Genomic DNA, 12647 nt, shown 5'->3' on the forward strand with positions numbered 1-12647 from the left:
CCAGAGCCTTAAGCGGCGCTAAACAGCTTATGCGGATCAATCACAAATTTCTTCGGCACCCCGGCATCGAACTCGCCATAACCGCGCGGTGCATCGTCCAGGCTGATGACCTGCACACCCACCACCTCGGCAATGTTGATGCGGTCCCACATGATTGCCTGCATCAGTTGGCGGTTGTACTTCATCACCGGGGTTTGCCCCGTGTGGAAGCTGTGGGATTTCGCCCAACCCAAGCCAAAGCGAATGCTTAAGCTGCCGGTCTTGGCCGCCGCATCCACCGCACCTGGGTCTTCGGTGACATACAGGCCGGGAATACCGATTTTGCCGGCCACCCGCACCACCCCCATCAACGAGTTGAGCACCGTCGCCGGGGCCTCCTGCTGGGCGCCGGCATGGCCATGCCCACGGGCCTCGAAGCCCACCGCATCGACCGCACAGTCCACCTCTGGCTCACCGAGCAGGTCGGCGATTTGCTCATGCAGCGGCGTGTCCTTAGACAAATCGACCACCTCAAACCCTTGGGCCTTGGCATGCACCAAGCGCGCCGGATTGACGTCGCCGACTATCACCACCGCCGCCCCGAGCAAGCGCGCCGACGCCGCAGCGGCCAACCCCACCGGCCCGGCGCCCGCCACATACACCGTGCTGCCCGGACCAACGCCCGCCGTCACCGCGCCGTGATAGCCGGTGGGGAGGATGTCGGAGAGGCAGGTCAGGTCGCGGATCTTGCTCATGGCTTTGTCGCGATCCGGTAACTTCAGCAAATTGAAGTCGGCGTACGGCACCAGCACGTACTCCGCTTGGCCGCCGGTCCAGTCGCCCATATCCACATAACCATAGGCGCCACCGGCACGGGCCGGATTAACCGTCAGGCACACGCCGGTGTGCTGTTCCTTACACGAGCGACAGCGGCCACAGGCGACGTTGAACGGCACCGAGACCAGATCACCGATTTTCAGGTTCTCCACATCACTGCCCTTTTCGATCACCTCGCCGGTGATCTCATGGCCCAGCACCAAGCCCACTTGAGCGGTGGTGCGGCCACGCACCATGTGTTGATCGGAGCCACAGATATTGGTGGATACCACGCGCAGGATCACCCCGTGCTCGATCTTCTTGCCGCGCGGGTCGTGCATTTTGGGATAGTCGATATTACGCACCTCGACCTGACCGGCGCCGAGATACACCACTCCACGATTACCAGACATAGTTGATTTCTCCTTGCTTGTTATGACGGCAAAGGCGTAGCCAGCGGCCACGCGACCTTGCACAGGCTTATAAGCTTGCAACTGGGAGAGACCGCTAAGGCAGTGCGGTACTGCCTCTCCGCTGTAAAGGCGCGGCGGGAGGGCCGCATTACGCTCGGCTGACACTTGCACCAAGGCGCAGAACCAGGGCGGTTCTGCGCTTGCTGTTAAGCGCGCAGCACCACGGTACGGTTGGCGTTAAGGAACACGCGGCGCTCGATGTGATAGCCCACCGCTTTGGCTAAGGTCAGGCACTCGATATCGCGGCCTTTGGCAATCAGGTCTTCGGGATAATGGGCGTGATCGACGGGCTCGACGCCCTGGGCAATGATCGGCCCTTCATCGAGGTCGTTATTGATGTAATGGGCGGTGGCGCCAACCAACTTCACGCCCTTTTGATAGGCCTGATGATAGGGCTTGGCGCCTTTAAAACCGGGCAACAGCGAGTGGTGGATATTGATCGCCCAGCCATCTAGCTTTCGGCACAGCTCGGGCGAGAGCACCTGCATATAACGGGCAAGCACCACCAGCTCGGCGCCGCTGTCCTCGATCACCTGCAACACCTTGCGTTCCTGCGCAGGTTTGTCATTGGGGTCGAGGGGGAAATGGTAATAGGGGATGGCGTGCCAACGCGCCAGCGGCTCCAAGTCGGGATGGTTGGAGATCACCGCCACCACGTCCATGGCCAACTGACCGATGCGCTGGCGATAGAGTAAGTCGTTAAGGCAGTGATCAGCCTTGCTCACCATCAACACCACCTTGGCCCGATAGCCCGGCGGCGTCAGTTCAAACTGCATACCGAAGGCGCCCAGTCGCTCACTTAACAACGTGCGCAGTGACGATTCAGCAAAGCCCTCAGGTTGGCGAAACTCGACGCGAATAAAGAAGCGCGACGACAGCCGATCATCAAAGCTGTGGTGCTCGGTGACGTAGCAATTTTGCTCAAACAGCACGCGGGTGACCGCATCCACGGTACCGAGCAAACTCGGGCAGTGGGCGGTCAGAATCCAGGTGTCCGGGGTGCGGCTCATGCCAGGTATCTCCTGCGCCGCTTAGGCGGCTGAGCAGCCGTCAGGCAGTGCGGCCTGACGGGGGGAAGGACGCGCTGCATGCAGCACGCCAAGACTCAGTGCGCGGCTATAGCCAAGCCGTACTCGGCGCTGGCATCTTGCAGCCACAACCAGATGTAGTCGGCAAAGCTGCGGCGCACCACCAACTGCCAGGTGTCTTCAGCACTATGGCGGATAAATAACTGCGACTTAGCGAAGTGGCTGCCCACCGCCTTGCCCACCGGGAAGTTATCCGGGTGCACGTCGTAGCTGGTGGACTTCATCAACAGCTCAGGTACTTTCGGACCACGCAGCTCCAGCAAGGTTTGCCCGCCGCTGACATTCACCAGCGACACATGCTGGCCGCTCAGGGCAGCCCGCAGCTCTTGCTCCAGCTCAAACTCAGTGCCACCAGCAACAATCAGCAGCCACTCATCCGGCGCCAGCCACTGCGCCGAACGCTCACCGGCGCTGACCAGTTGCAACGGCTGCGGCAAGCGCAAGCCCAGCACTTGCTCCACGGCGCTAACGAATTGGCTGTCGCCGGCATCGCCACGCAGCACCAGATGGCCGAGCAGACTCAGCTCACACAGGGTCACGCCAGGGTTGGCCGGACCTTTGCCGGCCAGGCTGGCTAAATCCGCGTGGTACAGCGGCGACTCAGCCCGGCCAGCAGCCGGACGTTGTGGGAAGACGTTGATCAAATTAGACATTCTGGCGATCCCCTTGCGGGTCATAGAACACGGAGCTGACGATTTCGGCTTCGATCACACGGCCATCGGCCAACGGTGCGAACACCCGCTCGCCCATCCGCTTGAGCCCGCCCTTAACCAGCGCCATGGCGAAGCTGTAGCCCATGGCGGCGCTGTAATAGCTTGAGCTGACGTGACCGACCATGGCCATGGGAATCGCCTGATTAGGCGCATCAACCAACTGCGCGCCTTCAGGCAGCAGCTGCTGTGGATCGATGGGCTTGAGCCCGACCAATTGCTTGCGGTCATCGCGCAGGCTGTCGGCGCGGCTCATGCCGCGCAGGCCGATCCAGGAGAACGGCTTGTTACGGCCCACGCACCAACTCATGTTGAGATCGTCGGGAGTCACCGAACCATCGGTGTCCTGGCCGACGATGATAAAGCCCTTCTCGGCGCGCAACACATGCATGGTTTCGGTGCCGTAAGGGGTCAGGTTGAACTCCTCGCCGGCGGCGATCAGCTTCTCCCACACGGCCATGGCGTAGTTGGCCTGCACGTTGACTTCATAGCTCAGCTCACCGGTAAAGCTGATACGGAACACCCGCGCCGGCACCCCGCCGATCTGCCCTTCTTTCCAGCTCATAAAGGCGAAGGCGTCTTTATCCAGATCGATATCGCTGACCTTGGCCAACAGCTGGCGGCTGTTCGGCCCGGACAGGGTCATGGTCGCCCAGTGATCGGTGACGGAAGTGAAGTACACCTTAAGCTCGGGCCACTCGGTCTGGTGATAAATCTCCAGCCATTCCAGCACCCGCGCGGCCCCACCGGTGGTGGTGGTCATAAGGAAGTGGTTATCGGCCAGGCAGGCGGTGACGCCATCGTCGAAGACCATGCCGTCTTCCTTGCACATCAGGCCGTAGCGGGCCTTGCCAATATCCAGCTTGGTCCAGGCGTTGCTGTACACGCGGTTGAGAAACTCACGGGCATCCGGGCCTTGAATATCAATTTTGCCCAAGGTCGAGGCATCTAGAATGCCCACCGAGTTGCGCACCGCCAGGCACTCGCGCGCCACGGCGGCGTGCAGGTCTTCGCCGGCTTTGGGGAAGTACCAAGGACGCTTCCACTGGCCGACATCCTCAAACTCGGCGTGCTGCTTAACGTGCCAGCTGTGCAGGGCGGTGTAGCGCTTCGGTTCGAACAGCGGGCCGCAATGGCGCCCTGCGACTGCGCCAAAGGTCACCGGCGTGTAGTTGGGGCGGAACATGGTGGTGCCCATCTGCGCCACGCTGATGCCCAGCGACCGTGCGGCGATGGCCAGGCCGTTGATATTGCCCAGCTTGCCTTGATCAGTACCAAAGCCCAAGGCGGTATAGCGCTTAACGTGCTCCACCGACTCAAAGCCTTCACGGGTGGCGATTTCAATGCCCGCCGCGGTGACGTCGTTTTGCAGGTCGACAAACTGCTTGGGCGCCCGCGCCGTGGGCTTGTCGTGGGGTACTTGAAACAGCGCCAGCGTCGCCTCTTCGGCGCGCGCCTCGGCTTGCGGCAAGGCCACAGTGCTGGGGCTAAAACCGCACTCCGTGGCGGCCCAGGCACCCGCCTTGGCGCCATCCTCCAGCACCGCGCTCAGGCTAAACTGGCCATTGACCGCACCGGCGCACTGGCGTTGTTGAAAGCCGCCTGCGGCGGGCACAAAGGCCAGAATATCTTCGCGCCATAGCGGCTTGCCGCCTAAGTGCGAAGCCAGATGGACCACCGGACTGTAGCCGCCGGAGCTGGCAATCAGGTCGCAGTCGATCCGCTCCCCATTGCTCTTGACCTGATGGGCCACGCTATCAATGGCGCACACCCGCGCCCCAGTCACGCGCTTGCTGCCAAAGGCTTCGACCACCGCGCTGCCAGTGAGCACCCGCACACCGCGCTCGCGCACTTGCTCCACCCAAGCGCCACGTGGGTTATGCCGCGCATCCGCGACCGCGACCACTTCCAAGCCGGCATCCAGCCAGTCCAGCGCGGTGCGGTAGGCGTAGTCGTTGTTGGTCGACAGCAGCAGCTTGCGCCCCGGGCTGACGCCATAGCGGCGCACATAGGTGCTCACCGCATCGGCGAGCATATTGCCGGGCACATCGTTGTGGCCATAGACCAATGGCCGCTCATGGGCACCGCAGGCCAACACCACGCGCTTGGCCCGGACCCGGTGCATGCGCTGGCGCACACTGCCCATGGGCGCGACTTCACCGAGGTGATCGGTCAGGCGCTGATGGATAGTGAGGAAGTTATGATCGTGATAACCATTGACCGTGGCCCGTATCAGCAACAGCACATTAGGCAGGCTTTGCAGCTCAGCCAGCACGCTCTGCAACCACTGCTCAGCCGGCTTACCGTCGAGGCTTTCACGCGTGCTGAGCAAGCTGCCGCCAAACTCTTCCTGCTCATCGGCGAGGATCACCCGCGCACCACTGCGCCCAGCGGCCAGGGCGGCGGCTAAACCGGCCGGGCCGGCACCGACCACCAGCACATCGCAGTGCTGGTTCATATGGTCGTAACTGTCCGGGTCCACAGCGGTTGGCGCACGGCCAAGACCGGCGGCCTTACGGATGTATTTCTCGTAAGTCAGCCAGAGGTTTTGCGGGTACATAAAGGTTTTGTAGTAGAAACCCGGCGGCATCATGCCACCGCCGACTTTGCCGAGAATGCCCATGACATCGTTGTTCACGCTCGGCCAGCCGTTGGTGCTGCTGGCCACCAGGCCCGGGTACAACGCCTGCTGGGTGGCGCGTACGTTGGGGATCTGCGCCGCCTCGGTGCTGCCAATCTGCAACACTGCATTGGGCTCTTCAGCGCCGGCGGCAACGATGCCCCGCGGACGTGAATACTTAAAGCTGCGCCCGACTATATCCACCCCGTTGGCCAGCAACGCTGCAGCCAGGGTATCGCCAGCGAAGCCTTGGTAGCTCTGGCCATTGAATGTGAAAGACAGCGGCTGGCTGCGATCGATACGGCCGCTCTGGGCCAGTCGATTGACCTGACTCATGGCGCTACTCCTTCTTGGCCACTGCTGGTTTGCGGCGCAGTCACGCTAGGTTTTTCGCCGATCTTGTAGGTTTCTAAAATTTCATAACTGACGGTGTCGCGGGTGGCGTTGAAGTACTTGCGGCAACCGGCCGCGTGCACCCACAGCTCGTGGTGAATCCCCCGTGGGTTATCGCGGAAGAACAGGTACTCGCCCCACTGCGCATCGCTGCACGCGGCAGGGTCCAGTGGCCGGGGAATATGCGCTTGGCCCTTGGCGTGGAATTCTTCTTCACTGCGCAATTCGCCACAGTGCGGGCAATGGATATGCAACATAAAACAGCCCCTTAGTGAGCCACGGCAGCAGCGCCGTGCTCATCAATCAATGCGCCGGTATGGAAACGCTCTATCGAGAACGGCAAGGCCAAAGGATGCATCTCGCCCTTGGCCAAACTGGCGGCAAACACATGGCCCGAACCCGGCGTGGCTTTAAAGCCACCCGTGCCCCAACCGCAGTTGAAAAACAGGTTGGCCACCGGTGTTTTCGAGATGATCGGGCAGGCGTCAGGGGTGGTATCCACAATGCCGCCCCACTGGCGGTTCATGCGCACCCGCGACAGCACCGGGAACAGCTCAACGATGGCCTGCAAGGTGTGCTCGATAGTGCCGTAGGAGCCGCGCTGACCGTAGCCGTTGTAGCCGTCGATGCCGGCGCCGATAACCAGGTCGCCTTTATCCGACTGGCTGATGTAACCGTGCACGGCGTTGGACATGATCACGCTGTCGATCACCGGTTTAATCGGCTCCGACACCAGCGCTTGCAGCGGATGGGACTCCAGCGGCAGGCGAAAGCCCGCCAGCCGCGCCATATGCCCGGAGTTGCCAGCGGTGACCACGCCCACGCGCTTGCCGCCGATAAAACCACGGCTGGTTTCCACGCCAATCACCGCGCCGTTTTCTTTACGGAAGCCGATCACTTCAGTCTGCTGAATCAGATCCACTCCCAGCGCATCGGCGGCGCGGGCATACCCCCAGGCCACCGCATCGTGACGGGCCACGCCACCACGGCGCTGCACGGTGGAGCCCATGACCGGATAGCGGGTGTGCTTGCTGCAGTTGAGATAGGGGATTTCTGCGGCGACCTGCTTGGCATCCAGCAGCTCGCCATCCACGCCATTTAAGCGGTTGGCATTCACCCGCCGCTCGGAGTCGCGCATGTCCTGCAGGGTGTGGCAGAGGTTGTAGACGCCGCGCTGGGAGAACATGACGTTGTAGTTGAGGTCCTGCGACAACCCCTCCCACAGCTTCATCGCATGCTCGTACAGATGCGCGGACTCATCCCACAGGTAGTTGGAACGCACGATGGTGGTGTTGCGCGCGGTGTTGCCGCCGCCCAGCCAGCCCTTCTCGATCACCGCGACGTTCTTCACGCCGAACGCTTTGGCCAGGTAATAGGCCGTGGCCAAACCATGGCCGCCACCGCCGACGATGATCACGTCATACAGCGGCTTAGGCGTCGGGTTGCGCCACATGCGCTGCCAGTTCTCGTGATGGCTGAATGCGTGTTTGAACAGGCCGAAGCCGGAATAACGCTGCATGAAGTACTCCTGAAAATTCGGGTCAGCGGCCACCGGGCACAGCAGCCGGGGCAGCTCAACGGTAAACCGGGTACTCGGCGCAAAGCGTGGCCACCAAGGTCGCCACCTGCGCCTCCACATCGGCATCGCCTAAGTGCTCCAGCACGTCGCTGATCCAACCGGCCAGCTCGCGGCACTGCGCCTGTTTAAAACCACGGGTGGTCACCGCCGGGGTGCCGATACGCAGACCGGAAGTGACAAAGGGCGACTGCGGGTCATTGGGCACGGCGTTTTTGTTCACGGTGATGCCGGTGCGGCCCAGCGCAGCGTCGGCGTCTTTACCAGTGATGCCCTGCTTGATCAGGCTGAGCAGAAACAGATGGTTATCGGTGCCCCCGGAGACCACGTCATAGCCGCGCTGGATAAACACCTCAGCCATGGCCTGGGCGTTGTCGATCACCTGTTGTTGATAGGTTTTAAAGCCCGGCTCCATGGCCTCTTTAAAGCACACTGCCTTGGCCGCGATCACATGCATCAACGGGCCACCTTGAGCACCGGGGAACACCGCCGAGTTGAGCTTTTTCTCGATCTCCGCGTTGGCCCGCGCCAGGATCAAACCGCCCCGTGGGCCACGCAAGGTTTTGTGGGTGGTGGTGGTGACCACATCGGCGAACGCAATCGGGTTGGGGTACAGGCCCGCGGCGACCAGGCCGGCGACGTGGGCCATGTCCACAAACAGCAGCGCACCGACCTTATCGGCGATGGCGCGAAAGCGGGCGAAGTCGAGGGTTTTCGAGTAAGCCGAAAAACCCGCGACGATCATCTTCGGCTGGTGTTCCAGGGCCAGCCGCTCGACCTCGTCGTAATCGATCAGGCCCTGGGCGTTGATGCCGTACTGCACCGAGTTATACAGCTTGCCCGACGACGACACCTTGGCCCCGTGGGTCAGATGGCCGCCGTGGGCCAGACTCATGCCCAGCAAGGTATCGCCGGGGTTAAGCAGCGCCAGATACACCGCGCTGTTGGCGGAAGAACCCGAGTGCGGCTGGACGTTAGCGTAGTCCGCAGCGAACAGCTTCTTGGCCCGGTCGATGGCCAACTGCTCGACCTTATCCACATATTCACAACCGCCGTAATAGCGCTTACCCGGATAGCCCTCGGCGTATTTATTGGTCAGGCCACTGCCCTGGGCCTGCATCACCCGTTTGCTGCAATAGTTTTCCGAAGCGATCAACTCGATATGCTGCTCCTGACGGCCCTCCTCAGCAGTAATGGCGCTGAGCAACTCATCGTCATAGCCCTGAATCTGGTCTTGCTTGCTAAACATCGTGATCTCCTGCGGCAACTGCATGCGACAAGTCGGTGTCGTTTTGACAAGGCTCTGGCGGTTGCGGCCAAGCCCCACTTGTCAGCGATGGTAGGGCCGCCCCGGACTACTGAGATGCCTAGGCACGCCACAGGGAATGTCGTTTGCGACATAAGCGCGGAGAAAAACCACCAACAGCTTGTCGAACATATGCACAACAGAGGCCTTGGCAGTACCAAGGCACGATCCAGGACGGACCGTTAATCCCGCGCAAGGAGCCAGCATGAGCAAGCCCGCCGCCCGCCTCAGCGATAAAGACGACTGCCCGAAATCCGGCCATGGGGTTAACCCCACGGTTACCGGCTCACCGAATGTGCTGATCAATAGCCTCCCCGCCTTGCGCGTGGGCGACAGCACCGCCTGTGGTGACAGCGTCACCCAAGGCATCAGCAATATTCTGGTTAACGGCCAACCGATTGCCTTCCTAGGCAGCGCCACCGCCCATGGCGGGGTGATCATCACCGGCTCCGGCGATGTGGTGGTCGGCACCCAGCACACGCCGGCGCCGTTTGTGCCGCCGTTGCCGTTGGCCAATATGTTTCAGGACAACTTCCAACTGGTCTGCGCCGAAACCGGCGAGCCCCTGGCCTACTACCCCTACACCATCCGTCGCGCCAACGGCACCTTAGAAAAAGGCACATCCGACGCCAAGGGCTTTACCCATATGGTCAGCAGCATGGGCGCCAGCGAGAACATCCAGGTGTTGCCGGGAGAGCAGCTATGAGCAATGAGGCTAGAAGTTTTTCCTTAACTCCGGCCACCGATAAGAGCGTCAAAACCGTGCAAGTAACGGTCAAGAAGGCTGTGGTGTTTTTTATTGGGGGGGCCGGTGATAAAGAGGCTTACTACTTTAGCGGCCCTTTCGGCAACGTCGCCAATGCCCAAAGTTCACTGGATAAAGAGTTGACACCATATAGGGATAAAGCCGAGTACATCTCTCACTACTTGGGCTACAACGAGGCACGTGGCAACGAAGACATAAATACCTATGTACTGAAAAATATTCCTACCAAGGCCATACCTGTATACATAGTCGGACACAGCCTAGGTGGCTGGAACGGAGCCCACTTATCTCGGCATCTAGCCGACGCAGGTTATCGCGTTGAAATGCTGATTACATTAGACCCTGTAGGTGAAGGCTTTCTCGTTCAAACATTTTCTGATATCTATTGGAAAGAACCTCAGCCATCCAGTAAGTTTTGGATCAATATTCGGTCTCAACCCAAAACACCTGATCAGTCTGACAAAGTGGCTGAGTTTGGAGAGCGCTGGATCATAACAGAGGGACCACAGGTTAACGCTGTAGCACCTAATAACCATTATGATGCAATCGGATTATTCACTATTCTCTTGCCAACTGGAAAATCTGCTAAACAGCATATTCTAGATTCAATTAATCAGTACCTAAATGGCAGTACAGAATGAAAAAAATAATTATAATTATAAGCGCCATCGCCTTATCTTCCTGCATGAAAGATCATGGCCAAAAAGCGGCTGACTTAGAGTTTATTTCAATCAATAAAGATACACAGACACACTTCTACACAGTCAGCTTCCGCTCAAACATAGAGCTATTGAACTTATTCAAACCATCCCAAGACATGAGCGTAATAAGTAAGCAGTTGATCTGCTCATTAGACACGCCCGCTATCTTCGAGATGGATAAACGCATAGACAGTTATGCAATAGGCGATTTCCAGCGCAGCCATAATGAGCAGTTTAGCTATGAGTATGAAGCCAGTATCTACTTTGCCCAGACAAAAGCCCAAGGGACGAGCTTTGACTATCTGAAAGAAAATTATTTAAAGAAACAGCTCGCTGAACGCATATCGCTGCCTTGCAAAGTAAAAATAACGCTTTACCCCTATCGCGCTTACTACAGCAACACCTTAACTATTCCTACCCAACAGATCCTGGAGGCTATTAAATAAATTTAATCGTCACCTAACCTCTGCCCCACAGCCAATTAGTCTTTAAACAGAGCCGCTGAGGGGAAACCAAATAGGGAAATATACACATCCGACTCGACAACCGGTTTTAGGGCCCATGATAGTTCACTTCGAACTAGGTTATAGATGCCGTGTTCTCTCGAACAGAAAACATCTCAAAAAACGATTAAACGCTTTACTGTTCTATTGAGAACCCTTCGCTTTTCGATAAGCCGCATGAGATCCGGCCCCACATGCAGGGCAAACGACACTTTGCTTGGATAATTGGCAATCCGTCCCGAAGCAAAAGCGGTTTTAAAATAAACAGCATAACGCCATACCTGAATGTTCTCGCAGACTTCCTGAGCAATCCAAATGACAAAAAACTTCTTCCTTAGCCTTTTCACAGTGTTTGGATTACTGCATATATCCACTGCAGCCCATGCAATGTCGCGCCATCACGATGGAGAAGCTCGCATTTGGGTAAAAGGCAACGATCTCTGCCTCGGAGTAGACGACCAGTACGCAACTGACGGAATTATTTTCTTTAATCGAGCACAGGTTGATGAGAACCAAGTCAAGTTGTACAGAATAGCGGTCAGCGGAACAGACTCAACATTGTGGGATTACTACCTACCGCCTGAAAGCATGTCAAACGGACCACTCTTAACCTCTAGCACCTGCCTAGTATATGGACAAACTATCAGCTCATTCATTACCCGATCACCAGCCAAGCCTGTTGAGGCTGGGCTTTATAAAGTCATGCTAGAGGCGATAGACCATAAAGATCGACGTGCATGGTTCTATACCAGAGTATGTGTAAGTAATCAGCAAGGGACTTGGACTGTTACACCTGTAAAGGTCAATAAAAACGAGACCAACCCCAACCGCTTTTATTGCGAATAAGTCACCAATTCCATGCCCACCTCCCCCGGCCAATATAAAGAAAATCAAAATAGCAATGGCAACAAACAATAAAATATCTGTTTTCACACTAATTGCTATTACATACTTTTATATGGCACCACCAACCATGGCAATGTCACGCCATCACGAGGGGGAGGCAAATATCTGGGTCAAAGATAAAGGTTTTTGCCTTGGCGTAGATACCCACTACCAAACTGAAGGATATTTTTTCTCTAGAAACGCTAATGTAGATGAAAATGAAGTGCGGCTAGACGGAATATCAATAAGCCGAAATGACGATACATATGTTTGGGCAACTTATAGTCAAGACCAAGCAACGCTAGGACCTCGACTAACGTCTACCACGTGCATACCTTATGGTGAAGAAATACAATCCTTTAACACTGAGACGCCAGCAATAGAAATTAAACCCGGCATCTATTCAATTATGCTTATTTCTCATGACCAAAAGGGTCGGCGCGCCTCATTTTACACAGTGAAATGTATAACCGGCTCACCAGCATCTTGGTCAATTGCGCCAGTCAAGATTAATGAGAAAGAACTAGGTGCCACGCGATGGTATTGCGACTAATCCGCGTTGGTATCCAACACATTGAAACACGTCAAATAACAAAGTTTTTTGTTTAGTTTTATAACAGCAGAATAATTAAATGCCTTCCCCCTTGGCCATACCCCGTGATCAGGAGGGCGAACCCGCGCCTGGGTCCAAGACGGCAAATGGTGTACCCACAAGCGGACTTCCTGCTGCCAGTCGGTTAGGTACGCGGCCACCTTGCGCGTTGGCGCGCAACACTCCTGCAACGGTAAACGGCACTGGTCGGCGCGCCGGACACAAGGAATAATCCCCAC

12 protein-coding genes are annotated in these 12647 nt (G+C 57.6%); 5 read left to right on the forward strand and 7 right to left on the reverse strand.

Annotated elements, in window-relative coordinates; all coding sequences use genetic code 11:
* Window positions 1-8 precede the first annotated feature (8 nt).
* The 7 genes from fdhA to glyA all read right to left on the reverse strand — a co-directional run bounded on the left by fdhA (window position 9) and on the right by glyA (window position 8904).
* Window positions 9-1208, reverse strand: coding sequence for a formaldehyde dehydrogenase, glutathione-independent (gene fdhA, locus NTD81_RS11835; protein WP_262182583.1), 1200 nt, complete (start codon window positions 1206-1208; stop codon window positions 9-11).
* Between the two features lie 206 nt (window positions 1209-1414).
* Complete coding sequence (gene purU, locus NTD81_RS11840) at window positions 1415-2278, reverse strand: formyltetrahydrofolate deformylase (protein ID WP_262182585.1); 864 nt, start codon at window positions 2276-2278, stop codon at window positions 1415-1417.
* A 95-nt stretch (window positions 2279-2373) separates the two neighbouring features.
* On the reverse strand, window positions 2374-3009 hold the full coding sequence (locus NTD81_RS11845) for a sarcosine oxidase subunit gamma (RefSeq protein ID WP_262182586.1): 636 nt from the start codon (window positions 3007-3009) through the stop codon (window positions 2374-2376).
* Window positions 3002-6022: a sarcosine oxidase subunit alpha gene (locus tag NTD81_RS11850; protein WP_262182587.1), complete on the reverse strand. Its 3021-nt coding sequence runs from the start codon at window positions 6020-6022 to the stop codon at window positions 3002-3004. The genes NTD81_RS11845 and NTD81_RS11850 overlap by 8 nt, the downstream gene beginning before the upstream one ends.
* On the reverse strand, window positions 6019-6336 hold the full coding sequence (locus NTD81_RS11855; protein WP_262182589.1) for a sarcosine oxidase subunit delta: 318 nt from the start codon (window positions 6334-6336) through the stop codon (window positions 6019-6021). The genes NTD81_RS11850 and NTD81_RS11855 overlap by 4 nt, the downstream gene beginning before the upstream one ends.
* A gap of 11 nt (window positions 6337-6347) precedes the next feature.
* Window positions 6348-7598, reverse strand: coding sequence for a sarcosine oxidase subunit beta family protein (locus NTD81_RS11860; protein WP_262182591.1), 1251 nt, complete (start codon window positions 7596-7598; stop codon window positions 6348-6350).
* A 55-nt stretch (window positions 7599-7653) separates the two neighbouring features.
* The gene (glyA, locus tag NTD81_RS11865) at window positions 7654-8904 is read right to left on the reverse strand and encodes a serine hydroxymethyltransferase (protein WP_262182592.1); all 1251 of its coding nucleotides are present in this window, start codon (window positions 8902-8904) and stop codon (window positions 7654-7656) included.
* A 205-nt stretch (window positions 8905-9109) separates the two neighbouring features.
* Between glyA and NTD81_RS11870 the strand changes: the two genes are divergently transcribed.
* The 5 genes from NTD81_RS11870 to NTD81_RS11890 all read left to right on the forward strand — a co-directional run bounded on the left by NTD81_RS11870 (window position 9110) and on the right by NTD81_RS11890 (window position 12369).
* On the forward strand, window positions 9110-9667 hold the full coding sequence (locus tag NTD81_RS11870; RefSeq protein ID WP_410017149.1) for a PAAR domain-containing protein: 558 nt from the start codon (window positions 9110-9112) through the stop codon (window positions 9665-9667).
* Window positions 9664-10368, forward strand: coding sequence for an alpha/beta hydrolase (locus tag NTD81_RS11875; protein ID WP_262182595.1), 705 nt, complete (start codon window positions 9664-9666; stop codon window positions 10366-10368). The genes NTD81_RS11870 and NTD81_RS11875 overlap by 4 nt, the downstream gene beginning before the upstream one ends.
* Entirely contained in the window at window positions 10365-10874 is a 510-nt protein-coding gene (locus NTD81_RS11880) for a hypothetical protein (RefSeq protein ID WP_262182596.1), read from the forward strand. Before NTD81_RS11875 ends, NTD81_RS11880 begins: the two co-directional genes overlap by 4 nt.
* A 372-nt stretch (window positions 10875-11246) precedes the next feature.
* Window positions 11247-11777: a hypothetical protein gene (locus NTD81_RS11885; RefSeq protein ID WP_262182598.1), complete on the forward strand. Its 531-nt coding sequence runs from the start codon at window positions 11247-11249 to the stop codon at window positions 11775-11777.
* Window positions 11778-11832: 55 nt separating this feature from the next.
* Window positions 11833-12369, forward strand: a complete 537-nt coding sequence (locus NTD81_RS11890) for a hypothetical protein (protein WP_262182600.1) — start codon at window positions 11833-11835, stop codon at window positions 12367-12369.
* Window positions 12370-12647: the final 278 nt, after the last annotated feature.

Source organism: Pseudomonas sp. 5P_3.1_Bac2, from assembly GCF_025465995.1.
Lineage (GTDB): Bacteria > Pseudomonadota > Gammaproteobacteria > Pseudomonadales > Pseudomonadaceae > Aquipseudomonas.

Coding starts and splice junctions, on each gene's coding strand:
- NTD81_RS11860 (WP_262182591.1), bottom strand. CDS start 7,598: ATGCAGCGTTATTCCGGCTTCGGCCTGTTCAAACACGCATTCAGCCAT.
- NTD81_RS11880 (WP_262182596.1), top strand. CDS start 10,365: ATGAAAAAAATAATTATAATTATAAGCGCCATCGCCTTATCTTCCTGC.
- NTD81_RS11890 (WP_262182600.1), top strand. CDS start 11,833: ATGGCAACAAACAATAAAATATCTGTTTTCACACTAATTGCTATTACA.
- NTD81_RS11885 (WP_262182598.1), top strand. CDS start 11,247: ATGACAAAAAACTTCTTCCTTAGCCTTTTCACAGTGTTTGGATTACTG.
- purU (WP_262182585.1), bottom strand. CDS start 2,278: ATGAGCCGCACCCCGGACACCTGGATTCTGACCGCCCACTGCCCGAGT.
- NTD81_RS11845 (WP_262182586.1), bottom strand. CDS start 3,009: ATGTCTAATTTGATCAACGTCTTCCCACAACGTCCGGCTGCTGGCCGG.
- NTD81_RS11850 (WP_262182587.1), bottom strand. CDS start 6,022: ATGAGTCAGGTCAATCGACTGGCCCAGAGCGGCCGTATCGATCGCAGC.
- glyA (WP_262182592.1), bottom strand. CDS start 8,904: ATGTTTAGCAAGCAAGACCAGATTCAGGGCTATGACGATGAGTTGCTC.
- fdhA (WP_262182583.1), bottom strand. CDS start 1,208: ATGTCTGGTAATCGTGGAGTGGTGTATCTCGGCGCCGGTCAGGTCGAG.
- NTD81_RS11855 (WP_262182589.1), bottom strand. CDS start 6,336: ATGTTGCATATCCATTGCCCGCACTGTGGCGAATTGCGCAGTGAAGAA.
- NTD81_RS11875 (WP_262182595.1), top strand. CDS start 9,664: ATGAGCAATGAGGCTAGAAGTTTTTCCTTAACTCCGGCCACCGATAAG.